The following is a 25,220-nucleotide window of genomic DNA, read 5'->3' as shown; positions in this document are numbered from 1 at the left end:
CCTTGGATTCTCGCTTCCCCAGCATCGTGCTGGAATCAGCGTGTCCAAGATCAGGGGTCAAGCGCCCGCGTACGTATCCGACGAGGGCGGCCCGGACTGGACGTATGGGGCAGGCTTCGACACCGCCGTGCGCATGAAGCACGGTCACCAGATCACGCTGGGGAACGTCACGCTGGAAGCCGTTCACACCCCCGGACACACTCCCGAGCACCTGTCCTTCCTCATCACCGACGGCGCTCAGACCAACGAACCCGGCTACATGCTCACGGGCGACTTCGTCTTCGTCGGAGACGTCGGCCGGCCCGACCTGCTCGACGAGGCAGCCGGAGGCGTAGACACCCGCTTCGCAGGCGCCCACGCACTGTTCGCGAGCCTGCGCGATCACTTCCTCACACTTCCCGACTACGTGCAGGTGCTTCCCGCGCACGGATCCGGATCCGCCTGCGGAAAGGCGCTGGGAGCGATCGCCGCCTCCACGGTCGGGTACGAGCGTCGCTTCTCCTGGTGGGGTTCGTACCTCGCCAACGACGACGAGCAGGGCTTCGTCGAGGCGCTGCTGAGCGACCAGCCCGATGCCCACGCCTACTTCGCGCGGATGAAGACACAGAATCGTGTGGGACCGGCCGTGATCGGAGAGTTGCCGACGCTGAGCGAGTACACGACAGCCGAGCTGCTCGTCGCCCTGGCAGAGGATCGGGTGATCTTCGTCGACACCCGTCATCACAGTCAGGTGCACGAAGGAACGGTCGCGCGTTCGCTGAACGTGCCGGGCGAAGCCAAAGCGGCCACCTACGGATCGTGGGTCTACGACCCCGAAACCGAGTTCCGGCCCCTCGTGTTGCTGGCCGACTCCCGGGCCGCCGCAGAGCGGATCCGCGACCACCTCATCCGGGTCGGCATCGACAACGTACAAGGCTTCATCACGACCATCGAGGGTCTTTCATTGGTGCGTCCCAAGACTGTCGCGCCGGATCGGCTCGGTCAGATCGATCGCGCGCTTCTGCTGGATGTGCGCAACCGGACGGAGTTCGCCGCGGGCCACATCCCCGGCGCCGACCAGATGTCCGGCGGTCGCGTCATGTGGCACACCGACGGACTGCCTGAGACCGGCACCATCGTGACTTACTGCCAGAGCGGTGTCCGCAACAGCGTCACCGCGAGTGCCCTGCGGCGGGCCGGCTACGACATCGCCGAACTAGAGGGCAGCTACGCCGCATGGTCGGCGCTACCCGACGCAACCCGACCGGCCGCCTGACTCCCGCGGTGGGACCTCGATGAACTCGGATGATGGTCAACGCCGCGCCCGAGGTGGTCTCGAATCAGACCGACACAACGGTCTCGTATCCGGTTGACATAGCCAGGCGTCGATCGTGTTGTCCTCGAAGCTGCCGAGCGGGAGGTCGCCGATCGCGTCCAGCAGCTTCACGAGCTTCTCGTTGATTCTCTGTACCGTGGGGCCGAGCTTCGGAGAGTTCACGTCAAGATCGGCGAAGAGCCCTTTAAAGTCCTTCTCGCTCGCAGCTCCCACCGCCGAGCCCTCGATGTGCTTGAAGACGGCATCGAGGGTCTCGTTGAGGTTCTCGTCGTGCCGCGCGCGAGCACGGACGTTCACGAACAACTCCGAGGGCAGGATGAAGAAACCCTTCTCCTCGACGGTTACCTCCCGCGCCGGCTCCGCCTCCGCATCGGACAGCCTCGCGTACGAGAAGTCGTTGTCACCTGCCGCCCGCTGGCCGCGGTCGAAGTACGCGGCGAGGTTCTCGCTGATGTAGCGGTAGAACAGCATCCCCAGGACATAGGACTTGAAGTCCCAGCCGTCGACGGAGCCCCGCAGATCGTTCGCGATCCGCCAGATCGTCTTGTGCAGCTCGGCGCGCTGCGCTTCCTTCGTCATCGGCGTCATGCGATCGCGTGATCGCCAACGATAAGTGCACAGCGTGCCGAAGCCGTCTCTCGGAGCGTCCACCCGTCGAGTCCGCGGTCCGTCGACCCATGCGCTAGCCATGCCCTGGGCTTCGTTGTGTCCGTGCTCACAGTATTGACTGTATCGACGCCGCGACGCTACGCCCGCCACCGGTGATCGCCGTGCCGGACCCGTGCCGGGAACCCCGCTGAAACCACCCGAAACCAGCCGCGACCAACGAGGACGACTTCCGCGGAATCACGCGGCGATTTGGCAGCAACGAGCACTCGGGCGCCCAGCGAATCCAACTGAAAATCGTGAGGTCACGGGATCGACGCCCGTCGGAGCCACCACCTGAAACCCCCGGTTCGCCGGGGGTTTTCGCGTTCCCCCGGGACGGACGGCAGCGCTCAGCGGCCGCCGGCGACGCGGATGGTCGCGCCGCTCACATAAGAAGCGTCGGGCGAGAGGGCGAAGGCCACGACCCCGGCGACCTCCTCGACCCGGCCGGCGCGGCCCATCGGGTGCGACGCGGCGACGCGCGCGGGGCGGTCGGGATCGCCCGCATCGGCGTGGATGTCGGTCTTGATCGTGCCGGGCGCGACGCCGACGACGCGGATGTCGCGATCCGCCGCCTCGATCGCGAGGCCCTTGGTGAGCGCATCGACGCCGGCCTTCGCGGCGGCGTAGTGGACGTACTCCCCCGGCGATCCGGTCGTCGCGGCGCCCGACGAGATGTTGACGAGCACCCCGCCCTCTGACAGCTCGGCGACCGCGCGACGCGCGACGAGCACGGCGGACGTGAGGTTCAGGTCGATGACGCGGCGGACGACGTCGGTCGGCGTCTCAACCAGCGGACCGAGGTGCAGGGTCGCGCCCGCGTTGTTGACGACGCCGGTGATCCGCCCGGCCTCCGCGGCCGCGGAGAACAGGGCCTCGATCCCCTCATCGGTCGTGAGGTCGGCCCGCACAAGGCGGCACGCCGCGCCGAGGCCCTCGATCTCGGCGCGCGTCCGGGCGGCGGCCTCGTCGACCCTCGCGTAGCCGAGAACGAGGTCGTGGCCCTCCGAGGCGAGACGCCGTGCGACGGCGGCTCCGATCCCGCGGGTTCCACCGGTGATGAGCGTGAGAGGGCGTGGCACGCTCCCACGCTAGCGGGCACGCTCGAGCTGAGCGGGGCCGACGAGTCGGCGGCGCCCAGGGCTTCGTCGCCCGCGGCCAGCCGCGCGATACCACTGCGCGCAGAAGATCACCACGATCACGGCCTCGATCGCCGCGCCCGCGTAGTACATGAGCTGGGCGCCCTGCTGCGCCGCTGCGATCGGCACACCGGACGGCGGGTACGCGTACAGGTACTTCGCCAGCACGGCGTGCGATGCCATCGACAGCACGAGGACGATCGAGATCATCAGCCAGCGCGGCGGATGCGGCGAAGGGTCCGCGCCGATGACCGCCGAGGTGAAGACGAACCCGGCAACGAGCAGGTGTCCCTGCACGAGCACATGCACAAGGAACGATGCCTGCATCGCCGGAAAGATCGGCGTCAGGTAGATGAGCCAGAGCCCGCCGGAGCTGAGGATGGCGGCCGTGATGGGATGGGCGATGAACCGCACCGGGGCGCTCCTCAGCAGGCGTGACAGGCGCCGCGCCGGCGTGACGTGCAGCGTCCGCAGCGCAAGCGTGACCGGCGCGGCGAGCACAAGCAGCAGGGGCGCCAGCATGCCGGCGGCGAGATGCGCGCCCATGTGCGCGACGAAATCGTCGCGCGCCCTCTCCGCGAGGTCACCGACCACTGTGGGGGTGGCCACGGCGATCCCGAGCGCCCAGAGCCCGAGCCGATCCGTCGACCACGCGCGCCCCTGTCGTCGCGACATCAGCACGCCCGAGGCATAGGCGACCACCGTCAGCGCGGCGATCCCCAGCAGCATGAGTTCGAGCGTCTCGGCGCCTCCTCCACCGCCGTGCCCGTGCATCAGGCGCGCTCCCGCACTGCCGCCCGGGACGGACGCGTCACCACCACGAGCACGATGCCGATCACCAGGATGACGGCGGCGGAGATGTTCCACGTCAGGTCATACGGCAGGAGGTCGTCGACGTAGCGGATCTGGTGGATGCCCATCCACTTGTGATGCACGATGCCGTCGTAGAGCTGGAACGCTCCCGCGCCGGTCAGCACCCCGCCGATCCACCGGCGCAGCCGCAGCGCGCCGCGCCGACGCAGGTCGGCGAAGAGGAACAGGCCCGCGATCGTGGCGAACCAGCTGAAGGCGTGGAAGATGCCGTCGGAGATCAGCCCCGCCGCGGGCGTGCCGCGGTCGTAGAAGTGGTGCCAGTGAAGCAGCTGGTGGAACACCGCCTCGTCGACGAACGCGATCAACCCCACCCCGAAGAGCACTCCCGACCAGACGTTGTGGGCGGGGCGCGACTGAGATGGCGTCATGAAGCGATGCTCGCGGCCTGCCGCACTATCCGGAACCGGCTCGACCTGTGGGCCACCCGGTGGTAGTCGGGGCTGGGCTCAGAGCTCGCCGGGGCGCATCGCCTCTTCGTCGATCATCCGGATGATCTTCTGGCCGGCCGTCTCGGTGCCGGGCTCGCGGGGGCGGCGCGGCGCGTAGACGACGAGCGAGTGGAAGACGAAGCGGGCGACGAACGCGACGGCGAGCGTGATCGCGGTCGCCAGCACGGAGGAGATGTGCCACGTCTCGACCAGGAAGGCGAGCACCGGGATCCGGATCGCCGCCTCCGCGTTGTTGAACGCGAACGACGTGAGGAAGCGACGGCGGAAACCGGACGCCCGGCCGCGCATGTCGGCGAAGACGAAGCGCTCTGCGAGCAGGAAGTTCGCGATGATCGTGACCTCGGCCGCCACGATCGCGGCCCAGATGTAGCCGAGGTCGAACGAGGTGAGCAGCCACACGATCGCGATGTTCGCCACCGCGCCGAGCGCGCCGATCCCCGCGAACAGCGACATCTTGCCGAAACGCAGGCGCGCCAGGTGCACGAGGAAGGTCACGCCCTGCCGCATCGACGCCTTCGACTCGCCCTCGGCGCGCTCGTGGAACCGCATCGGCACCTCGGCCGCCCGCAGGTCGGTGCGCACGAGCAGCTCGAGCAGGATCTTGAACCCGCTCGGACGCAGCGTGGAGAGATCGAGGCGCGAGCGATCGACGAGGAAGAACCCGGTCATCGGATCGCTCGTGCCGTGCAGCCGCAGGGGGAACATCGACTTGGTCAGGATGGTCGCCGCGCGCGACACCCCGAACCGCAGGGTCGTGCCGAGCCCGGTCGAGTCGCCGCCGCCGATGTACCGCGAGGCGACCACCACGTCGGCGTCGCCGCGCGTGTGACGGTCGACGAGCGCCGGGACGAGCGCCGGCGGGTGCTGGAGGTCGCCGTCCATCACGACGCACACGTCGGCCGCGGCGGCCGCGAGGCCCGCGACGACGGCGCCGCTCAGACCCCCGGTGCGCTCCCCCGCGGGACGGTGAAGCACCCGGACGGGGAGGGGCGCATCCTGCGCGACGCGCTCGATCTCGGCGACGGTGTCGTCCTCGCTGTCGTCGACGAACAGGATCTCGGCCCGGCGCCGCCCGAGCGCCGCGGCCAGCTGCCGCACGAGCTCGGCGACGTTCGCCTGCTCGTTGCGCGTGGGGACGATGACGGTGACGTCCACGCCGGCCCTCTCCCTGCCAAACGGCCCGCGATGCGCGGGATCACTCAATCGTGTCATGTCCGCCGTACGCGCTCGGACGGATCCCGCCCGTCCTCACGCGCGTAACCTTGAAGTATGACCAGCGCGACCCAGCCCGAATCCGGCAAGATCACGATGTTCGGCGCCGAGTGGTGCCGCGACTGCCGCCGCACCAAGGCGCAGCTCGACGAGCTCGGTGTCGCGTACACGTACATCGACCTCGAGGCCGAGCCCGCCGCGGCCGAGGTCGCGAAGGACATCTCGGGTCGCACGAACATCCCGGTGGTCGTCTACCCCGACGCCTCGCACCACGTCGAGCCGAGCAACGCCGACGTCGCCGCGAAGCTGCGGGAGTTGAGCATTATTTCCTAGGCCGCGCGCGGATCGATCGCTCGCCCGACGCTTCGCGCCGGGACTCGCGCTCGATGTGCTGTCGCTGTCGCTCCATCCGGGCGCGCTGGCTGGCCCCATCCGGGGCACGCTCACTTCGTTCGCAGAGGGTCACCAACGCGGGCATCGGACGTGTCAGCCCGCGAACCTGTCGGTGGCGGCGCGGAGTGCCGCGGCGATGCCCGGCTCGATCGCGGCGTGACCGGCGTCGTCGACCACAACGAGCTCGGCCTCCGGCCACGCGCGGTGAAGCTCCCACGCGGTCATCATCGGGGTGCACACGTCGTAACGGCCCTGCACGATGACGCCCGGGATGTCGCGCAGCAGCCCCGCGTCCTCGATCAGCTGCCCCTCGCGGAACCAGCCGCCATGCCGGAAGAAGTGGTTCTCGATCCGCGCGAACGCCACCGCGTTGCGCGGCTCGCTCGCCTTCGCGATCGCCTCCCGATCCGGACGCAGCGTGATGGTCGACGCCTCCCACACCGTCCACGCCACCGCCGCGGGCACGTGCACATCCGGATCCGGATGCGTCAGCCGCCGGTGGTACGCCTCGATCAGGTGCGCGCGCTCCCCTGACGGGATCGGCGCGATGTACGCCTCCCAGAGGTCGGGGAACAGCGCCTGTGCCCCGCCCTCGTAGAACCAGTCGAGCTCGTGGCGGCGCAGCGTGAAGATACCGCGCAGGATGAGCTCGGTCACGCGATCCGGATGCGCCTGCGCGTACGCGAGCGCCAGCGCGCTGCCCCAGGAGCCGCCGAACACCTGCCACCGCTCGACGCCGAGGTGCTCGCGCAGCAGCTCGAGGTCGGACACGAGATGCCAGGTCGTGACCGCCGACAGGTCGGCCTCGGCCTGGCTCGCGTGCGGCTCGCTGCGGCCGCACCCACGCTGGTCGACGAGGACGATCCGGTACCGCTCGGGATCGAAGAAGCGCCGCTGCCAGGGCGCGGTCCCGCCGCCGGGGCCGCCGTGGAGGAACACGACCGGCTTGCCGTCGGGTGCGCCGCTGGTCTCCCAGTAGATGCGGTGCCCGTCGCCGACGGCGAGCATTCCCGAGGCGTACGGCTCGATGGCGGGATACAGGATCCCGTCAAGACCGCTCACCACGTCAGTTCTCCGGTCTCAGAGCTGGCTTCCGGACACCGAAAAGGTGTCGCACGCGCCGACGCCACCCTCGCGGCCCGTGTTGAACCAGCGCTGGCGCTGCTCGCTCGATCCGTGAGACCAACTCTCGGGGTTGACCTGACCGCCGGACTGCTCCTGGATGTGGTCGTCGCCGACTGCGGCGGCCGCGTTCAGCGCATCCGCGATCTGCTGCGGCGTCGGCGCCTCGAGGTAGGGGTCGCCGTCGGCGTCCTTCTCTTCGGTCATCGCCGCGACCCACGCGCCCGCGAAGCAGTCGGCCTGCAGCTCGGTGCGCACGCCATTGCTGTCGGGGCCCGTGCCGTTGTTCGGGTGCTCCTGGAAGACGCCGATCAGGTTCTGCACGTGGTGGCCGTACTCGTGCGCGAGCACGTAGAGCTGCGCGAGGTCGCCCGCGGACGCGTCGTACTGCGACCGCAGCAGCCCGAAGAAGGTGGGATCGATGTACACCGTCTCCTCCGGCGGGCAGTAGAACGGCCCGGTCGCGTTCGAGGCCACGCCGCACTGCGAGGAGGTCTGCTCCTCGACGATGATCAGCTGCGGCTCGCGGTAGCCGTCGAGGTTCCTCGCCCAGAACTGGTCGATGACCTCCGCGCCGAACACCAGGCGGCAGTCGTCGTTCTCGTTCGCGTCCTGGCCGGTCGCACAGTCCTCGATGATCGCGCCGCCGCCCTGCGGCTGCGGGGCTCCGCCGCCGCCGACGCCGAGCAGGCCCGTGAGGTCCTGCCCGGTGAACATGCTGATCAGCAGCACCGCGATGCCGATGACGCCGACACCGCCGCCTCCCGCGATCGCCGCCGTGCGACCACGGCGGCGGGCCTTGCTGCCGCCGATGTTCGCATCCTCGTTGAACGTCATGTCGCAACGGTACCGGGATGCGCACCCTGCGCGACAAGCCCCTTGCGCCGGAGCGACACATGCGAACGGATGCGACGCGATCCGGGTGTCGGCGACCGCGCGGAACCGGCAGAATAGAGGGGACGAGAGGGGGCGCCGTGGCCGACATCGCGCACGAACCTGAGACGACACAAGCCGATACCGCGCCTCTGCATCTGCCGCACGCCGCGGTCGAGTGCCCCAAGTGCTTCACGGAGCTGCAGCGCGACCGCGACTGGTGGCTCGCGCGTCCCGCGGGCTCACGCCTCGTCGGCCTCGTCGTCGCCCGCGACGACATGCCGTCGGTCGTGCAGCAGCGCGACGACCTCACCCGCTTCGGCGTGCCGATCGAGGGCTTCCGCCACCCGGCGCCCGACATCCTCGAGTCGTGGGAGCAGCGGCTCGCCCGCCTGTTCGACACGTTCCGCCCGGGCGACGTGCTGGTCGTGACGAACGTGCAGGCGCTGGGCCGCAACGTCGACGAGGGAACCCGCACGGTCTCGGCGCTCGCCCGCCGCGGAATCGTCGTGAAGGTGCTCTCGCACGGCGCGCGTCACCTCGACACGGCCCCCACGGTCTGACCCGCCCGCGCCGGTGCGAGCCGTCATCTCGACTCGCTCCGCTCGCTCGATAACCGGGGTAGGGCACGCAAAGGTGCGGCAAACGCACCGAACGACGAGCGTGAAGGTGCACACGCCGCACGTTTACCCCACCGGTTGCTGAGCGAGCGCCAGCGAGCCGAAGCGACCGGCAAGTGCGAGCCGTCATCTCGACTCGCTCCGCTCGCTCGATAACCGGGGTTGGGTCACGGGCTGTGCCGCCACCAGTTGCTGGGCGAGCGCCAGCGAGCCGAAGCGACGCGCCTGTGCGGGCCGTCATCTCGACTCGCTCCGCTCGCTCGATAACCGAGCCCCAGGTACAGGACCTGTACCCCTGTCCGAACGAAGTGAGCGTGGAGCGAAGCGACCCCGCAGCGCGAAGCGCTGCCGCAGCGGAGCGAAGCGACGTTGCCTCGCTCGCGAGTGTCCGGCGCGAAGCGTCGGCGCGAGCGTGCGAGCCGCTTCTAAATAGAAGGCGTGCAGATGGTCGCCGGCTCGTCCGTGAACGAGTCGTCGGCGCGGTGAAGGTAGACGTCGATGCAGACCTGGGTGGCGCCCTCGAGCGGAACCGTGACGGTGCGCTCCTCGGTGACCTGCGCCGGTTCCGGGCCGGCCAGCGAGTTGCGGTGCCACCGGTAGTAGTCGCCGTCCTGAGGGGCCGGGTTGTTCCACGAGAACACGGCGTTGGCGTCCTGGATGACGCCGCGCCCGTCGGTCACCAGCGGGACGGCGTCGCCGCCCGTCGGATCCTGCACGATCGTCTCGCTCGTGGGGCTCGGCTCGGGCTGCGGAGCCACGAGGTGGGGGAGGGTCGCTGCCGCGATGCCGACCGCGGCGACGCCGAGCACGGACACCGCGACCACCGTGGGCCAGCGGCGCGAGCGCGGGGCGGGCTCTTCGGCCGCCACGCCCTCGGGCCCCGCGGGCGCGGGCGCCGCCGGAGGGCGCCACACGGTCGCGTCGTCGACCGGCTCGACCACGCGCGGGCCCCTCGCGATGGTCGCGTCGTCCTCGACGGCGGGCGCGGGCGCGACCTCCGCCGTCCCCGCTGAGGACCGCGTCGCGGGGTCGATCGGAGCGCGCTCGACCTTCGCGGTGTCGAGCTGCGCGATGCTCGTGATCCCGCGCACGCGGGTCAGCCCGCCGTCGTCGTCCTCGGGCGGCGCGTCGAGCGGGTGCTCGTCGAGGATGTCGATGGGAGTGACCGAATGCGCCAGCTCGATCTGCACCTTCTGCAGCGCGCGGGCGAGCGCGACGGCACTCGGATAACGCGCATCCGGATCCTTCGCCATCGCGCGCGCGAGCACGGCGTACAGCGAGGACGGCACATCCGGGCGGTCGATGGCGGGAAGCGGCATCCGCTCGATCCGCTCGATGAGCTCGGCACTGCCGTTGCGCTGTCCAGGCAGCTCGAACGGCGAACGGCCCGCGAGCAGCGTGTAGATCGTCGCGCCCAGCTGGTAGACGTCGGTGCGAGGGCCGCTCAGCGCGCCGGAGGCACCGGTGGCGAAGACCTCCGGCGGCGACCACGGGATCGACATGCCCGTCGTCTCGGCGCCCGACTGCGACGTCGACGCGATGCCGAAGTCGGTCAGCGCCGGCCGGTTGTACTCGGTGACGAGGATGTTCGCCGGCTTGATGTCGCGGTGGAGCACCCCGGCGCGGTGGGCGGTCTCGACCGCCGCTGCGACCTGGATCCCCACGCGCAGCGCCTCGGCGGCCGAGAACGGCTCGCGCCGGTACCGCACCTGCAGGTTCGGCCGCGGGCAGTACTCCATCACCAGATACGGCCGGCCGTCGGACGAGACGCCGGCCTGGTAGATCGTGACGATCGCGGGATGCGTCGACAGCATCGCCATGACGTTCGCCTCGGCGGTGAACTGGGTGGCCGAGGTCGAGATGCGATCGGGCAGCAGGACCTTCACCGCGACGCGGCGGCGCGGCAGCTCCTGCTCGTACAGGTAGACGTCGGCGAAGCCGCCGGATCCGAGCAGCTCGAGGTGGGTGAACCCCGGCAGCTGCGGGGGTGGCGCCGGGGGACGGCGCTGATTCACGGCAGCTCCTCGAACGTGATCCGCACGCCGTCGCCGATGTCGATGACGTCGCCCGACACCACGACCGTCTGCTCCCCCGGGTGAAGGCGCACCGGATCAGCGGACGTGCCGAGCAGGCCCGTCCGGTAGAGCACCGTGCCGTTTGTGCTGTGAAGGTCGGTCACGACGACGGTCTCGCCGTCGGAGCTGATCTCCACGTGGTTGCGGGAGATGTCGTTCTGCGGGCTCTCGACCGCCACGAGCTGCGGCATGTCGGCGCCGGTCGTGCGCGACGAGCGCGGGCGCCGGCCGACGATCACGCTGCGGCCGAGCTCGACGATCTCGCCGGTCGACAGCCGGATCCGTCCGCGGCGCGGAGCCGGCTCGGGCCGCAGCGCGGGGACGTCGAAGCGCGGCACCGGCGCGGGATCGAGGCCAGCGGACGCCTCCTCGATCTCGTCGAGCGGGATGTCCGCCGTCACAGGCGCGGCCTGTCGCGCGGGCGCCGGATCGGGCGCCACGGCGATCGTGGCGCCGTCATGATCGCCGAGCGACTGCGACTCCTCCTCGCGCTCGCGCAGCACGGCGAACTGCTCGACCGAGAGCGTGGCGCCGTCGTGATCGCCGAGCGGCTCGATCGGCCCCGAGTGGGAGGGGTCGAGCGTGTCATGCGAGGCGGGCGGCCACTCGTCCACGGCCTTCGGCGCCGGAGCGACGGGGTCGAGGCGCGTGTCGTCCGGCAGCAGGGTCTCGGTCGGGGCCTCCCGCGCGGAGTCCGCTGGCCCGGCCGCCCCGGCGTCATCCGGATCGCCCGAGACGAGGTCGTCGGGGACGAGCGCGTCGCGCGCGTCGTCGCCCTGCGCGCGCACCGGCTCGTCGGCCTCCGCGGGCTCGAAGAACACCGCACTCACGGATGCCGCGAGCACGGCACCGGATCCGATCGGCAGCTCGGAGGCGTGCGCGGGCGGATCCTGCGCGGGAAGCACGCGGACGGACAGCGCATCTTCGATGAGCCGCACCAGCCAGGTGTCGCTGTCGCCGCCGGTGAGCTCGAGCTCGCCGCGCAGGGTCTGCACGGCGACGCGCAGATCGCCGCGGACAGCCGTCCGCACGGCCTCGCCCTGCAGCAGCGCGACGGCGAACGGCGGCATCGTGGAGGTCGCGGCGCCGAAGGCCCGCTCCATCGCATCGAGGACCGCGGCGACCCCGTCACCCGAGTCGAGGCCGACCCAGACGTCGTCGATCAGCTCCTGCGGCAGGCCTCCGGGAAGCACCGCGATCCCGTCGTCGGCGACGACTGTCAGCATTCCGCCGGGCTCGTACGTCACGCGCATCAGAGCATCCCTCCCACCGGCTCGCGCGGCAGCGTGTCGGAGTCGATGTCCTCGTCGGGCGCGCCGCCGGCGGCCGCCGCGCCGCGCCGCGAGACCGAGACGGCGTCGACCACGATCGCCGTGATGTTGTCGCGGCCGCCGTGAAGCACCGCCTCGTGGACGAGGCGGGTGGCCGCGGCCTGCGGGTGCGCCTCCACGCTCAGGATTGTGCGGATCCGCTCGGCGGGAAGCTCGCTCGGCAGCCCGTCGGAGCAGACAAGGATGCGATCTCCCTCCGTCGCGGGCAGCATCCAGAAGTCGGCATCGGCGTCGCTGCCGGCGCCGAGCGCGCGCGTGATCACGTTGCGGCGACGGTCGCGGGAGGCGTCCTCGGCCGTGAGCTCGCCGCGGTCGATGAGCTCCTGCACGACCGAGTGATCGACGCTGATCTGCTCGAGCCTGCCGCTCGCGAGGCGGTACGTGCGGGAGTCGCCGAGGTTCAGCGCGAGCCAATAGCCCTCGCCGGCGACGTCCGCGATCACCACGCCCGTGAGCGTCGTGCCGGCGCCGGCGGCCGTGTCGATCGAGAGGCCGTCCACGCGGCTGCGCGCGCGGGCGAGGGCATCGCGCACCTCGGCGATCGTGAGGCTGTCACGCCCCGCGAAGCCGGCGAACTCGGCGATCGCCGTCGCCGAGGCGACCTCGCCCCGGTCGTGACCGCCCATCCCGTCGGCGACGAGGAACACCGGCGGCACGGACAGGAACGCGTCCTCGTTGAGGGAGCGGCGCAGCCCCGCGTCGGTGGCCGCTCCGCTCTGCGCGACGATCGGGCTCGTCATCCGGCGCCCCGCTCGCCGATCGCGTCGCGCTCACCGCGTCCGCCGAGCTGCCCCTCCGTGCCGAGGAACGTGGCGATCCGGTCGCCCATCTCGAGCGCATCCCCCGCGCTCAGCGGCATCGGCTCGCCGGGCCGCGCGTCGATCCGCTCGCCCGCGCGGACGATCGTCACGCCGTTCGTCGAGTGGTGGTCGATGACGACGGCGCCCTCGGGGCCGACCCGGATCTCGAAGTGCGTCTTCGACAGCGACAGCGTCTCGTCGCGCACCACGATCAGGTCGGCATCCTCGTCGCCGCGGGGTTGCGCCCGAAGACCGAGCGAGCGGTGACGGTGTGGCGCGTACCGTCGTCCCACTCGAGCAGGATGGGCGGCGTGCGGACGACAAGGCGGGTGTCCTCCACGTCGGGCTCGGGGCGCGGCGGCTCCGGCCGCACGAGGACGGTGTCGCCGTCGACGTCGTCCAGCGCGTGAGCGGCGGGCGCCGGTGCGGGGGCCGGTGCAGGGGCGGGCGCGGGCGGGATCGCGGGATCCGCGGAGGCGGGCGGATCCTGCGTGATGCCGGGCACGTAGGCGATCAGGCCGTCGTCCGCGGGCGGTGTGGCGGCGACCGGCGGCGCCGGCGGACGCGGCGGGACGTAGCCCGAGTACGTGGGCGCGGCCGGGGCCGGGTTCGCTGCGGGGGCGGGCGGCGGGAAGGCGGGTGCCGGCGCGACGCCGCCGTACGCGGGGGCGACGGGCGAGACCGGCGCCGACTTTGCGAAGGGCGACGCAGCAGGCCCGGGGCCCGGTGACGGCGCCGCGGATGCGTCGCGCATGAACGCCTGGGCGACCTTGTCGTGCCAGCCCTGGTTGCGGCCGCTGCGGTCGAACAGGACCGAGAAGAACCCCACGACGATCGCCGCCGCGGCGCCCCAGATGAGGTTGCGCAGCAGCGCCCGCCCGAAGCCCAGGGGCGCGCCGCCGTCGATGCGCACGAGCCGGAGCTTCATGAGCCGCATGCCGATGGAGCCGTGGCCGCCCTGCATCGCGCTGTAGACGAGCCACCAGCCGATGCCGAGCAGCCACGCGATGACACCGAAGACGAGGGCGACGAGGAACGTTCCCAGCGCCTCGGCGAGGAGAGAGCCGATGAGCATCCACACCGCCAGGCCGGCGACGATGATCGCCGTGTCGATGGCGAAGGCGGCGACCCGGCGCCCCAGAGCGGCCGGCGAGCCCGGCGTCGGTGCGGGCGCAGGCGCGGCGGGCGCGGGGTACCCGGGGGTCGCACCCGGGGGCGGCGGATACGCGCCGGAGCCGGCCGCCGCGTAGGGGTTCGGTGTCGTCATGTCAGCCCTCCTCCTTCAGCGCCATCGCCTCGGCGCGCCTGCGGCGAGCGTCGTTCATCACAGGCCCCGCGGCCTTATCGTCCCATCCCGGGCGGCCTCGGGCCTCCCCAGCGGGTGGGGAGAAGAACCCCCTGCGGCCGCTGCGCATCCGGGTCATCGCCGGCTCTCCCCCGCGGCTGACGCGATCCGGGTCCGCAGCGAACGCACCCCGGTCGCGAGCCGCGAGCTCTGCGTCAGGGAGCGCAGGTTCACGCGCGCCCGCAGGCGCTTCCACACCGACGCGCGCTTGCTCATCCCGACGACGACGCCGTCCACCTCGGCCCAGAACGCGTCGATCTCCTCCTGCGTGGGCTCGCCGGGGCCGAACACACCGGCGTCGGCGCGGACGGCGAGGCTCTGAACGCGCGGCTCGTCCAGGATCGCGACGAGCTGCGCCGACTGCTCGTAGCGCGTGGCTCCCACCGGCACGCCGCGTCCGTAGTCGACCGCCCGATCCATCAGCTCATCCCAGCCGCCGCTGATCCGGTCGGCCGGCACCGGCGCCTCCCGGCGCTTGCGGCGCCGCGATGCCTTGATGCCGCCGATGATCACGAACGGCGCGAGCAGAAGGGCGATCGTGCCGAGGCTGATCCCGCCGACAGCGAGCACGAGGCCGAGGTAGCCGGGCGTCGGCTCCGACTCCTCCTCCGCCTTGCGGTCGTCCGTCACCAGCGGAGGCTCGTCGGCGTCCTCGTTCGGCGGAGGCGGCGGCTGCAGCGGCATCGGCTGGGGGTCGGACTTCGGCTGCGTCGTCTGGTCCTTCGGCTCCTTGTCCTCGTCGGGCGTGGTGTCGAAGGCGACCCAGCCCGCGTCCTCGAAGGCGACCTCCACCCAGGCGTGCAGGTTGCCGCCGGTGGCGACGAGTTCGCTGCCCGAGGCGTCCTCCGCGTGGAAGCCCATCACGACGCGGGCGGGGATGCCGACCTCACGCGCCATAAGCGCCAGCAGCGCCGCGTACTGCTCGTCGTCGCCGACCATCTGCTCGGCCGCGGCCATCGTCGACAGGCGGGCCGACCCGTGTCCCGACAGCGAGTACTGCTCGTCCTTGAGTCCGTGGCTGAAGTACCCCGACTCCATGAGGTGGGTGCGCAGGGCCTCCACCTTCGCGAACGGCGTCGTCGCCTTCTGCTTCGAGATGGCGTCGGCGGCGATCTCGCGCAGCCGCTCGGGCACGGCCACGGGCCGGGGAAGATCCACGGCCGCGAAGCGATCGGCGGCGAGGTCGGCGTCCGAGGGCCGCGGGGGCACGACGGCGCGGAACGTGTACGCGTCGCCCGCCCTCAGCCCGGTGCGCACGACGCCAGTGCCCGTCGCGGGGTTGTAATAGGTCGCGCGGCGGAGGGCATCCGCGCGCTCGCCCTCGAATTCGAGCGCATCGACGTATCCCGCATCCGGCAGCCAGACGTCCCCGTACTCGCCGATCTCGACGCGCACGTCGGCGGGGGTCCCCTCGACGTCGCCGGCCATGTTCGAGCGCAGCGGCGTGAACGCGCTCGACGAGTCGGAGACGTTGTACACAACGCCCGAGTACGCGTCCATGGTCCCGAGGCGCACCCTGGCGCCCGCCGGGAGCCCCGTCACGGTGAACAGGGGCGTGTCGGAGAAGTCCTTCACGTAGATCCGGAAGTCCTGCATCGGGCTCGGGTACTGCCGGATGTCGAAGGGCGGGATGATCACGTCGCGGATGACGTACCGCACCTCGTGCGGCGGGGCGAGCAGGGTCGAGGCACCGCCGACCGCGGCAGCGACCGCGAGCACGCCGGCCGCGGATGCGACCCGGCGAACGAGATGCCGGCGGTCCTCGATGTGCTGCGTGCCCGAGGAGAGGGCGACGGCGCTGCGCGCCGGAGCCCAGGCCGCCCTGACCGTCAGCCACACGATCGCCACGACGGCGAGCAGGATCCCCTGCACGACCGGGGCGGCCGGCTCGGAGGTGCCGAGCGCGATCTGCAGCGCCAGGCAGGCGACCGCCGGAAGCAGCGCCCAGGCGGGCTGCCGCACTCGCAGCGCGAGGCTCCCCGTGACCACCGCGAAGACGAGCAGCATCAGGTACGGCACGACCAGGTGGCCGTCCTCGGCGGCGACGGGGGCGACGGTGGTCAGCAGCGACTTCCACGACGTCACGACGCCGAGCGCGAGGCCGCGCAGGGTCTCCCCGGTCGGCACCACGCCCGCCAGCGCCGTGTGCGGAAGCGCGAAGAGCCCGCCGAACACGAAGTACGCGACGACGGTCGCCGCCGCGAGCAGCAGCACGCCCCACCGCTGCAGCGTGCCGAGCGCGGCGATTCCGAGCCCGAGGATCAGTCCGCCGAGGCCGGGAAGCAGCGCAAGCGGCCCGTCGAACGTGGGCCAGAAGCCGATGACCGGCACGAGCAGCAGCAGCGCCACCGCGCCGAGGTCGAGTGCCCAGCGGCGCGGCTCGCGCGGCGCGGCCGACGCGGCGGCGCGCGCCTGCCGGCGGGACGGGGCGGCCGCCTGGCTGCCCGCGGGCGGTGCGAGCACGGGTCCATCCTGCAGCGCGGTCATCCCAGCACCCGCCTCAGCGACGGCGCAAGGTGCTCCAGCGCGCCGATCGTGATGACATCCGCCTCCCCGATGCGGCGGCGGCCAGGCTCCTCACCTCGCGCCGCGACGACAACGAGGGCGCGCGAGCCGAGGGGCATCCGTGACACGGCGGCCTGCAGCTCGGCGGCGGTGACACGACTGCCGCAGGCGAGCACGACGATGCTCGCGGCGGGAGCCGCGGCGGCCACGGCCCCCGCGAGCGCGGCGGCGCCGCCCTCGCGCGGGCGGGTGTGCTCCACGCCCGCGAGCGCGTCGAGGAGGTGCTTCTGGGTGTCGCTGCGCAGTCGTCCGCTCTGCGTGCGCACATCCACGCGGTACGAATCCCGCAGCGCACGCAGGCCCAGCGATCCGATCGCCGAGACCGCGAGCTCGAACTCATCCGGGTCCGCATACTCGGCGGGGTGGCTCGACAGCCCCATGACGAAGTGCGAACGACGGGTCTGCTCGTAGGTGCGCACCATGAGCGTCCCGGTGCGGGCGGTGGATCGCCAGTGGACGTGACGCAGGTCGTCGCCCGGCTGATACTCCGACAGCGCGTGGAACGCGATGTCGTCGCGCGTCAGCTCGCGCGAGGTCATCCCCTCGAGGTCGCGCACGAAGCCGAGCGACTGGCCGTCGAAGCGGACGGTGCGCGGGTGCACGTAGAGGTCGACCGGCTCGTCGCGGCTGTCGACCCGCTCGAACAGCCCGAGCGGGTCGCCGCGGACGATGCTGACCGGGCCGACCGGCAGCACGGCGCGGCGCGTCGTCGGGATGGCGAACAGCTCCTCGACGGCCTCTCCCGGCGTGAGGTGCCTGATCCCGAACACCCCGCGTCCCGGGCCGACGGGCAGCACAACCCGCGAGGGAAGGATCGCCCGCTGCCCCGAGTTCGCGAGGGTGAGGGCACCGACCGCGCGTTCACCGACCACAACCCGGGTGCGGGCCAGATCGAGGCTGACGTCGTAGGTGGTGCGCCCGATGAGGAACAGCAGGCACAGGATGAGCACGGCCGTCACGACCACGGCCGCGACGGTGACCTCGCGCCAGCCGAACCGCAGCCCGACGATCCAGAGCACCGCCGCGGTGCCGATGAGCACCCAGCCGGTCGGGCGCACGACACCTACGACCCGCCGCACGCCGGCGAGGCCGCGGCCCCACAGGTACGCCGCCACCTCGCGCCAGCTCGCCTGCGCGGCGGCGTCGGCGTGCGCTGTCGCCGCGGACGCGGCGGCCTCGTCGGGAGCGGCGTGGGGTGCGGTCGTCATACGGTGGCGTCGGCTCGGCGGCTCAGGCTGCAGTGCGCGTCTGCGGCGCGGCGACCTTGTCGAGCACGCGGGAGATCACGGTCTCGGGCGTGGTTCCCACGAACTCCGCCTCGGGATCCATCACGAGGCGGTGCGCCCAGACGGGCTCGGCGAGCGCCTTCAGGTCGTCGGGGATCACGTAGTGACGCCCCTGCGCGGCGGCCCACACCTTGGCGAGACGGACGAGGGCGATCGCGCCGCGCACCGAGACGCCGATGCGCGCATCCTTGTCGACGCGGGTCTCCTCGGCGAGCTCCGCGGCGTAGCGGAGCACGGCCGGCTCGACGTGCGCAGTGGCGGCGAGGTCGGCCATGTCGGAGACCGCGCTGGTCGTGATGATCGCGCTGAGGCTCGCCGACGGGTTGCGATCGGCCGAGCCGGCGAGGATCCGCTCGGTCACCTCGACGGTCGGGTAGCCGATCGACGTCTTGATCAGGAACCGGTCGAGCTGCGCCTCCGGCAGCTTGTAGGTACCGGCCTGCTCGATGGGGTTCTGCGTCGCGATGACGAGGAACGGCCGCCCCACCTCGTGCGGCGTGCCGTCGACCGTGACGCGGGACTCCTCCATCACCTCCAGCAGCGCCGACTGGGTCTTCGGGGACGCGCGGTTGATCTCGTCCGCCAGCACGATCGACGCGAACACCGGGCCGCGGTGGAACTCGAACGTGTGCGACTGCTGGTCGTAGATCGTCACGCCCGTCACGTCGCTCGGCAGCAGATCGGGGGTGAACTGGATGCGGTTCGAGGTTCCCTGCACGGTCGCGGCGAGCGCCTTCGCGAGGCTGGTCTTGCCGGTGCCCGGGGCGTCCTCGAGCAGCACGTGCCCCTCGGCGAGCATCGCCGCGAGCACAAGGCTCACGACCTCGCGCTTGCCGAGCACCGCCTTGTCGACGTTGTCGACGAGGCGGTGGAAGGTGCCCTGGAACCACGCCGCCTGCTCGGGGGTCATCGTCATCTCGGGGAATGTCCTCTCATCAGCAGCAGCCGTTGCGCCACACGGCGTGATCCGCGTAGCCCCATCCGACGATGTGAATCACCACGTTCTTCTGGGGCAGGTTCGCGTCGTAGAAGCAGTTCATCCACGCGGTGTCGTTGCTGCTCAGGTGGTGGGTCTCAGTGCCGCCGAACTGACCGCCGGGGTTGCTCTTCGTGCCGGTGTGGCATTCCAGACGGTAGTTGCCCTCGGGGAAGTTCTGCACCTTCACGCCCACGAACTCGCAGTTGTCGTAGCGGCACTCCCGCGCGTGCTTGGCGCCGTTGTCCGCGCCCTGCAGCGTCTGCGCGGTCGCGGGCTTGGGCTCGTCGACGGTCCTGACCTGGGGCGAGATCGCGCTCGCCGTGCCGCCGGGGTTCGCGGTGGCGCGGACCTCGACCTGGCCGGTCTTGTTGTAGCCGTCGGCGCATGTGCGCGAGCCGCTCACCGTCACGTCCTGCCATCCCGCGCCGTCGAAGAACCGTGCCTGGACCGCGACCGGGCGCCCGTTCGCCGACCCGCTCGCATCCCACGAGCAGGTCACGTGCGTGCCGTTCTGGCTGAGCACGGCGTTCGCCGACGGGGCGTGCGGCGGACCGTAGGGGCTCGCCGCGGCCGACTGCGCCGACGCCGGCCCCGGAGCCGACTGGGTGCCGTCCGCCACCGCGTACGCCCGTGCGGCGACACGGTACTCCGCGCCGTTCTGCAGCCCGACGATCGTCGCCGAGGTGCCGGCGGCCTCCTGCCATGCGCCGCCGTTGACGCTGTACTGGTACCTGATCTCGCTCGCGTCGACACCCTCGGCCGTGGCGGGGGCCCACGACGCCTGGATCTGCCGGTCGCCCTCGGTGACGGTCGGGGTTCCCGGCGCTCCCGGAGAGGTGAACTGCCGCAGCGAGGCGCTCGGCTCGCTCCAGCCGCTCCAGCCGGCCTTGTTCTTCGCCATGACGCGGAACGTGTACTCCGCCCGATCGGTCGGCAGCGTCACGACGAAGCGGGTCGCCGACGTGCTGTGGAGCTCGCCGTACTGGGCGCCGCCCTTGAGGATCTGCACCTGGTACGCGTCGACCTCGTCGCCGCCGGCCGGCTCGCCGGTGACCGCGTTCCACGTCACCTCGACGCCGCCCGCGGTCGCGCCGACCGACGACTGCCGTTTCGCCGCGGGAGCCGCGGGGGCCGCGGGCGGCTTGGCGGGAGTGTTCCGCGTGGAGGCGGGGCTCCAGTCCGACGGCTTCGGCGCCAGGTTGTGGGCGCGGACGCTCACGCTGTACGCCTGGCCGTTGAGCAGCCCGTCCCACCACAGCTGCGTCGTGCCGGCCGCGACCGTGCGGGTGTCGATTCCGTTCGGCGGCGTCGGCTCGATCCGCAGGTCGTACTTGGTGATCGCCGACCCCTCGGTCTTGGGGGCCTCCCACGTCGCGAGCAGCCCGCTGTCGCGGAACTTCGGCAGCTGCGGAGCCGCGGGCATGTTCGGGCGCACATCCGGGCGCACGTCGCCGCTGACGGGAGACGGCTTCGACTCGCCCACCTCGTTGACGGCGGTGACCGTGAACGCGTAGGTGACGTTGTTCGTCAGGCCGGTGAGGGTGCACGTCGTCTCGGGGCAGGTCCAGCTCTTCGTGCCGCCCTTCACCGTGGTGACGCGGTACTCGGTGATCGCCGCGCCGTTGTCGGCCGGCGGTCGCCAGCGGAGGGTCGCCTCCCGGCTCTGCACGTTCGTGGCGCTCGGCACGCCGGGCGCATCCGGCTCTCCTCGCACCGTGACGGTCACCCTGGCGTCCGCGACGCGATCCACATCCTGCGTGCTGTCCTGGATCCGATAGCGCACGACGAGCCGGCCGTGGAAGTCGCCCACCGGGGTGATCGACACGCTGTCGGCATCGAACGCGACGTCGGCGTCCTCGGGGGCGCCTGTCTCGAGCTTGGCGTCGACGACCTCGAGCGGCGCCTCTCCGTCGAACGGGTTCACGTCGTTCTCGAGCACGGGCACGGTCAGCCTCTGCCCCGCGTTCCACTCGGCAACCGTGTCGTCGGTGGCCACCGGCAGTGGCCGGGTCGACGCCGTGACGGTCACCTCGATGTCGGCGGTGACGGGATCCGGATCGTTCGGGTTCGGCTGGCCGTCGTCGGCGAGGATCACGACGTTCGCAACCGTGCCCTTCAGCCCCGCATCCGCGGTGACCCGCAGCGTCGTGTCGTTGACGATCTCGGCGGTGATGCCCTCGGGCTGCTCGGCCACCTCGAAGCTCACCGGATCCTGGTCGATGTCGGTGGCGAGCCCCGCGAGGTCGATCGTCGCGGGCTCGGGATCGCCGGCGCCGACCGTCACCGCCGCACCCTGCATCTCGGGGGCCTCGTTGTCGGCCGGCGTGACCATGATCGGGATCGACAGCATCGCCGTGCGCCCGTTCGGGTCGTCCGGGCCCGACCCGTCCGTCACCTCGAACGTGACGGCGTCCGTGCCCGAGTACCTGTCGGCCGAGGTGTACCTCAGCGTGTACTCGTCGATCACAAGCGACGAGCCGTCGCTGTGCGCCGCGCTGACCTTCTCGGCCTCGGTGATGCGCACCGGTGCGCCATCCGTCGTCCGCACGTAGGTCTCGAGCGGAAGCTCGATCGTCTCGCCGCTCTGCACCCGCGCCGGCTCGACCTCCGGCTTGATCGCGGGCCGGAGATCCGCGTCGCCCGGGACGTGGATGAACGCCCGCCCGACCTGGCCGTCCTCGTCGGTCACCGTGTACTCGACGAGGCGGCGATCCTCCCGGATCTCCACCGTCGCCGTGCCGTCCGGCGCCACGTCGACGCCGGCGTCGGGATCGACGATCTCGGGCACGAGCACCTCGGTCGTGCCGTCCGGGTCGACGTCGTTCGCTGTCACGGAGATGGTCGCGCTCCCCGATTCGATCTGCTCCGGGCGGATGCGATCGTCCTTCGCGCGGGGCGGCAGCGTCGGGGCGTCCTCGTCGACGGTGATCTGCAGCACTCCGAGCGACCGGGCACCCTGGTCGTCCGTCACCGCGTACTGCAGCGACGTCTCGAGCTCCTCCTCTGGCGCGGTGACGATCACGTACTTGCCGTCCACCTCCGCCTCGACCCGCGGATCCTCCCCCAGGATCAGGCCGCCCTCACCCTGAATGAGGCCGATGTCTCCCCCGTCCGGGTCGGAGTCGTTCTCCAGCACGGGCGCGGCCACAACACGGCCGGGCCTCATCGTGAGGGTGTCGCGCACGGCGAACGGCGCCTGATTCTGGGCCGCCTTCGCCGCGATCCCGATCCGGACCGTGCCTGTCGCCTCCGCGCCCTGGGTGTCGCGCACGGTGTAGGTGAAGGTGTCGAGCCCCGCCGCGCCCGCGTGGGCCGTGTACGCGATCGACGTCGCGCCCAGCGTGGCGACGCCCTGCTTCGGCGCCGAGGCGAGGCGCACGAGCTCGACCGAGTCGCCGTCGGGGTCGATCGCGTCGAGTGGGACCTCGATTGTCGCCTCGGCGCCGTCGAGCGTACGGGCCTCGATGTCGAGCGGCCGCGGGGCGTTGTTGTTCTCGGCGTCCATCGGCTCGACGCGGATGGTGATCTCGGCCGTGCCCCGCTCACCCCGGGAGTCCTCCGCCGCATACGTGACGTGCACCGTGCCCGGTTTATCGCCCGCCCGGTAGCGCACCACATCGCCGGAGACGAAGGCGCTGCCGTCCTCGGGATCCTTCACGAGCTCGGGATCCAGCGCGAACTCGTCGTCGTTCGGGTCGTAGTCGTTCTCGAGCACCGGGATCGTCACGACGTCGCCGACGCGCACGACGGCACTGTCGCCGTTGAGGACCGGCGGCTTCGCCTTCGTCTCCTTCGGCAGCGCGAGCACCATGACCTCGCCCGTGGCGGTGTCGACGCCGTTCGAGATCGTGTAGCGGATGCTGACCTGTCCGCCCTCGCCGGAGAGCCCCGCGTCGGCGACACGGAGGGTCTCGTGCCCGATCACCGACACCGCGATTCCGCTTGCCGGGTCGACCTCGACGCCCTGCACAACGAGGACGCCGCCCCCGGGGTCGGAGTCGTTGCCGAGCACGTTGACGAGCGCATCCCCGCCGGGCGGAAGCAGCGCCACGTCGCGCACCGCGACGGGCGACGCGCTCTCTCCCGTCGGCTCGACGACATCCACCCGCACAAGGCCCTCGGCGGGAGGGGCGCCCGCCGCGGCGACGAGGTAGTCGACGTAGTAGGTGCCAACGCGGCTCGCCTGGAACGTGAACGTGTCGTCGACGAGGTCGGGCACGATCGTCGCGTCCTCGACCTGCGACACCTGGGTCAGCTCGAGCGGCTCCTCGCTGGAGCTCAGGTCGTTGGCGAGCGGGCTGACCGTCCCCTGCTGACCGGGGCGCACAACGAGGTGATCGGCGGTCGCGAGCGGCGGGGTCGGACCGGGCGGGCGGACCTCGACGCTGAACGTCCCCGTCATCGCCGCGCGGCCGTCCGACACCGTGACGTTGATCTCGGTCAGGCCCTGCACCCCGGCCGTGGGCCGGTACGTCACCCGCCCGTCGGCGGTGAACTCGACCTCGTCGCCCTCCGGCGCGGCGACGGCCTCGAGAAAGATGTCGTCGCCGTCCGGATCGATCCACTCCGACAGCACGTTGTAGGTGACCGAGCTGTCGGCGGCCACCGGCACGGCGAGCTGCCGCAGCTGCACGGGCGGCTCGTTCGCGTCCTCGGGGCGCACATCGACCGTCACCGTCGACTCGGCGACGCCGCCGGGACGTCCGTCGCTCACCTGATACCGGAAGGTCGGGACCGTGGTCGTGCCCTCGTCCAGCGTGATCTGCAGTGCCGTGCCGTCGTTGATCGCCTGGATCTGGGCGCCAGCGGGCGGCGCGTCCGGAAGCGAGACGACGAGCACGTCGCCGTCGGGATCGCTGTCAGCCCCGGCGCCCTCGGGGCCGTAGCCGCTCAGCACGGGCAGGATCGTCGACGTGCCCGCGCGCGCGCCGAACCGGTCGGGGTTCGGCTTCGGCGCATGGTTCTCGATCCCGCGGTCGGGCGGGGACGGGTTCGGCACCTCGACCGTCGTCGGGTCGGGGTTCTCCACGCCCTCGCCCTTCGGGGGCGTGAGGTCGTCCCAGTTGTCGACCTTCTGCAGCACGTCGCTCGCGAGCCAGGCGGCGCCGCTGAAGACGTTGTTCAGCATGACGACGTCGCGGTTCACGCGGAAACGCAGCTCGCCCTCGGTCTTGTACTGGTCGATTGCGGACGAGAGGTCGCCGGCTCCCCGGCAGTCGCGGACGAAGCGGCCGGAGTCCATCCAGGCGCTGTACGCGCAGCCGTTCAGCCACACGGGCTCGGCCGGCCGACCCGACAGACCGCCGGACGGCGTGGCCGTCGGCTCGGATCCGTCGAGGGGGATGCTCAGCAGTTCGGCGCGCGTGGCGACGAGCACCGCATCGCCGTCGGCGGCATCCAGTGCGAGGCGGGCGTCCTCCGGCTCGGCGAGTCCGAACGCGGGCTGGCCGGGGAGGTGAACGACTCCCGCCGTCGCGTCGAGGAGCACCGGCTTCTCGCCGACCGAGGTGATCGACAGCTCGGCGGTCTCGTCGACGCCCTCGACCTGCTGCTGCGCGATCGCCTCTTTGTCCACGTCGCCCTCGGGCTTCACGGGAATCGTGTGGACGGTGCCCTTCTCCGCGGAGGCCGCGAACACCGTGCCGTCGCGGCCGACGGTGACGACCGCTCCCTCGCCGAGCTTGTCGAGCGTGGGCTTCGTCTCGCCGACGGCGAAGGAGGGAAGCCCCGGGAGCGGCACGACGTACAGGGAGCCCTTCGCGCGATCGAGGATGGCCACGGTCTGCGCGGCGTAGTCGACGACCGCGTCATCCGGCACCGTCACGCTGTCGCGCATCGAGACCGACGCGGTGTCGATGCGGCCGATCGTGTCGTCGCCCGAGTCGTGGACGAGCACGGTGTCGCCGTCCTGCAGCACCTCGTAGTCGGCCGTCGGCGCGCCGAGCTGACCGTCGAGCACCTGGGACTCGGCGTTGAAGTGGCCGATCAGCCCGGCCTCCGCCTTGGTGATCCAGACGGACCCATCGTGGAGGTCGAGCTCGGTTGTCGGGTTGCCCTCGTAGGCGACGGCCATCGTGGCGATCCCGAGCGCGGCGATGCTGACCACGGACGCGCCGACGAGCGTGCGGGGGCGCACGCGCAGCCACGCCATGGCGCCCATCGCCTCACCCCCTCGGATCCTGGCGGCTATCCTAA

Annotated in this window: 19 protein-coding genes; 3 read left to right on the top strand and 16 right to left on the bottom strand. The window is 71.6% G+C overall.

Going from position 1 to position 25,220, the window contains the following annotated elements; all coding sequences use genetic code 11:
• The first annotated feature begins 40 nt into the window (after positions 1-40).
• A complete protein-coding gene (locus ABD161_RS15320) occupies positions 41-1,255 on the top strand; it encodes a rhodanese-like domain-containing protein (protein WP_344004917.1) in 1,215 nt (404 codons plus the stop codon).
• Positions 1,256-1,291: 36 nt separating this feature from the next.
• Here ABD161_RS15320 and ABD161_RS15315 read toward each other — a convergent pair whose 3' ends face one another.
• The 5 genes from ABD161_RS15315 to ABD161_RS15295 all read right to left on the bottom strand — a co-directional run bounded on the left by ABD161_RS15315 (position 1,292) and on the right by ABD161_RS15295 (position 5,579).
• Positions 1,292-2,074 carry a type I restriction-modification system subunit M N-terminal domain-containing protein gene (locus ABD161_RS15315; protein ID WP_425560918.1) on the bottom strand — a complete coding sequence of 261 codons (783 nt, stop codon included), beginning with the start codon at positions 2,072-2,074 and terminating at the stop codon, positions 1,292-1,294.
• A 239-nt stretch (positions 2,075-2,313) separates the two neighbouring features.
• Entirely contained in the window at positions 2,314-3,045 is a 732-nt protein-coding gene (locus ABD161_RS15310; protein WP_344004914.1) for an SDR family NAD(P)-dependent oxidoreductase, read from the bottom strand.
• 9 nt (positions 3,046-3,054) lie between these two features.
• On the bottom strand, positions 3,055-3,831 hold the full coding sequence (locus tag ABD161_RS15305) for a cytochrome c oxidase assembly protein (RefSeq protein ID WP_344004911.1): 777 nt from the start codon (positions 3,829-3,831) through the stop codon (positions 3,055-3,057).
• 44 nt (positions 3,832-3,875) lie between these two features.
• Positions 3,876-4,343, bottom strand: coding sequence for a DUF2243 domain-containing protein (locus ABD161_RS15300; protein ID WP_344004908.1), 468 nt, complete (start codon positions 4,341-4,343; stop codon positions 3,876-3,878).
• Positions 4,344-4,421: 78 nt separating this feature from the next.
• Complete coding sequence (locus tag ABD161_RS15295; RefSeq protein WP_344004905.1) at positions 4,422-5,579, bottom strand: glycosyltransferase; 1,158 nt, start codon at positions 5,577-5,579, stop codon at positions 4,422-4,424.
• 114 nt (positions 5,580-5,693) lie between these two features.
• Between ABD161_RS15295 and ABD161_RS15290 the strand changes: the two genes are divergently transcribed.
• The gene (locus tag ABD161_RS15290) at positions 5,694-5,969 is read left to right on the top strand and encodes a glutaredoxin family protein (protein WP_344004903.1); all 276 of its coding nucleotides are present in this window, start codon (positions 5,694-5,696) and stop codon (positions 5,967-5,969) included.
• A 153-nt stretch (positions 5,970-6,122) separates the two neighbouring features.
• Here the strand turns inward: ABD161_RS15290 and pip are convergent, their stop codons facing one another.
• Positions 6,123-7,091 (bottom strand): prolyl aminopeptidase, encoded by a 969-nt coding sequence (pip, locus tag ABD161_RS15285; protein ID WP_344004901.1) that lies wholly within the window; start codon positions 7,089-7,091, stop codon positions 6,123-6,125.
• Between the two features lie 18 nt (positions 7,092-7,109).
• Positions 7,110-7,988, bottom strand: coding sequence for a KPN_02809 family neutral zinc metallopeptidase (ypfJ, locus tag ABD161_RS15280; protein WP_135114077.1), 879 nt, complete (start codon positions 7,986-7,988; stop codon positions 7,110-7,112).
• A 137-nt stretch (positions 7,989-8,125) separates the two neighbouring features.
• Between ypfJ and ABD161_RS15275 the strand changes: the two genes are divergently transcribed.
• Entirely contained in the window at positions 8,126-8,587 is a 462-nt protein-coding gene (locus tag ABD161_RS15275; RefSeq protein WP_233441138.1) for a recombinase family protein, read from the top strand.
• Positions 8,588-9,069: 482 nt separating this feature from the next.
• Here the strand turns inward: ABD161_RS15275 and ABD161_RS15270 are convergent, their stop codons facing one another.
• The 9 genes from ABD161_RS15270 to ABD161_RS15230 all read right to left on the bottom strand — a co-directional run bounded on the left by ABD161_RS15270 (position 9,070) and on the right by ABD161_RS15230 (position 25,185).
• Positions 9,070-10,659, bottom strand: a complete 1,590-nt coding sequence (locus ABD161_RS15270; RefSeq protein ID WP_344004897.1) for a serine/threonine-protein kinase — start codon at positions 10,657-10,659, stop codon at positions 9,070-9,072.
• Complete coding sequence (locus tag ABD161_RS15265; RefSeq protein ID WP_344004895.1) at positions 10,656-11,972, bottom strand: FHA domain-containing protein; 1,317 nt, start codon at positions 11,970-11,972, stop codon at positions 10,656-10,658. The genes ABD161_RS15270 and ABD161_RS15265 overlap by 4 nt, the downstream gene beginning before the upstream one ends.
• Positions 11,972-12,790 carry a PP2C family protein-serine/threonine phosphatase gene (locus tag ABD161_RS15260; protein WP_344004892.1) on the bottom strand — a complete coding sequence of 273 codons (819 nt, stop codon included), beginning with the start codon at positions 12,788-12,790 and terminating at the stop codon, positions 11,972-11,974. The genes ABD161_RS15265 and ABD161_RS15260 overlap by 1 nt, the downstream gene beginning before the upstream one ends.
• Complete coding sequence (locus ABD161_RS15255; protein ID WP_344004889.1) at positions 12,787-13,059, bottom strand: FHA domain-containing protein; 273 nt, start codon at positions 13,057-13,059, stop codon at positions 12,787-12,789. The genes ABD161_RS15260 and ABD161_RS15255 overlap by 4 nt, the downstream gene beginning before the upstream one ends.
• 2 nt (positions 13,060-13,061) lie before the next feature.
• On the bottom strand, positions 13,062-14,117 hold the full coding sequence (locus ABD161_RS15250; protein WP_344004886.1) for an RDD family protein: 1,056 nt from the start codon (positions 14,115-14,117) through the stop codon (positions 13,062-13,064).
• A gap of 153 nt (positions 14,118-14,270) precedes the next feature.
• A complete protein-coding gene (locus ABD161_RS15245) occupies positions 14,271-16,658 on the bottom strand; it encodes a transglutaminase-like domain-containing protein (RefSeq protein WP_344004883.1) in 2,388 nt (795 codons plus the stop codon).
• 20 nt (positions 16,659-16,678) lie between these two features.
• Entirely contained in the window at positions 16,679-17,968 is a 1,290-nt protein-coding gene (locus ABD161_RS15240; RefSeq protein WP_344004880.1) for a DUF58 domain-containing protein, read from the bottom strand.
• Positions 17,969-17,990: 22 nt separating this feature from the next.
• Positions 17,991-18,962: an AAA family ATPase gene (locus ABD161_RS15235; protein ID WP_344004877.1), complete on the bottom strand. Its 972-nt coding sequence runs from the start codon at positions 18,960-18,962 to the stop codon at positions 17,991-17,993.
• Between the two features lie 19 nt (positions 18,963-18,981).
• The gene (locus tag ABD161_RS15230; protein ID WP_344004874.1) at positions 18,982-25,185 is read right to left on the bottom strand and encodes an Ig-like domain-containing protein; all 6,204 of its coding nucleotides are present in this window, start codon (positions 25,183-25,185) and stop codon (positions 18,982-18,984) included.
• Positions 25,186-25,220: the final 35 nt, after the last annotated feature.

This window comes from Microbacterium paludicola (assembly GCF_039529675.1).
GTDB lineage: Bacteria > Actinomycetota > Actinomycetes > Actinomycetales > Microbacteriaceae > Microbacterium > Microbacterium paludicola.
This window is presented reverse-complemented; position numbering and strand designations above follow the sequence as displayed.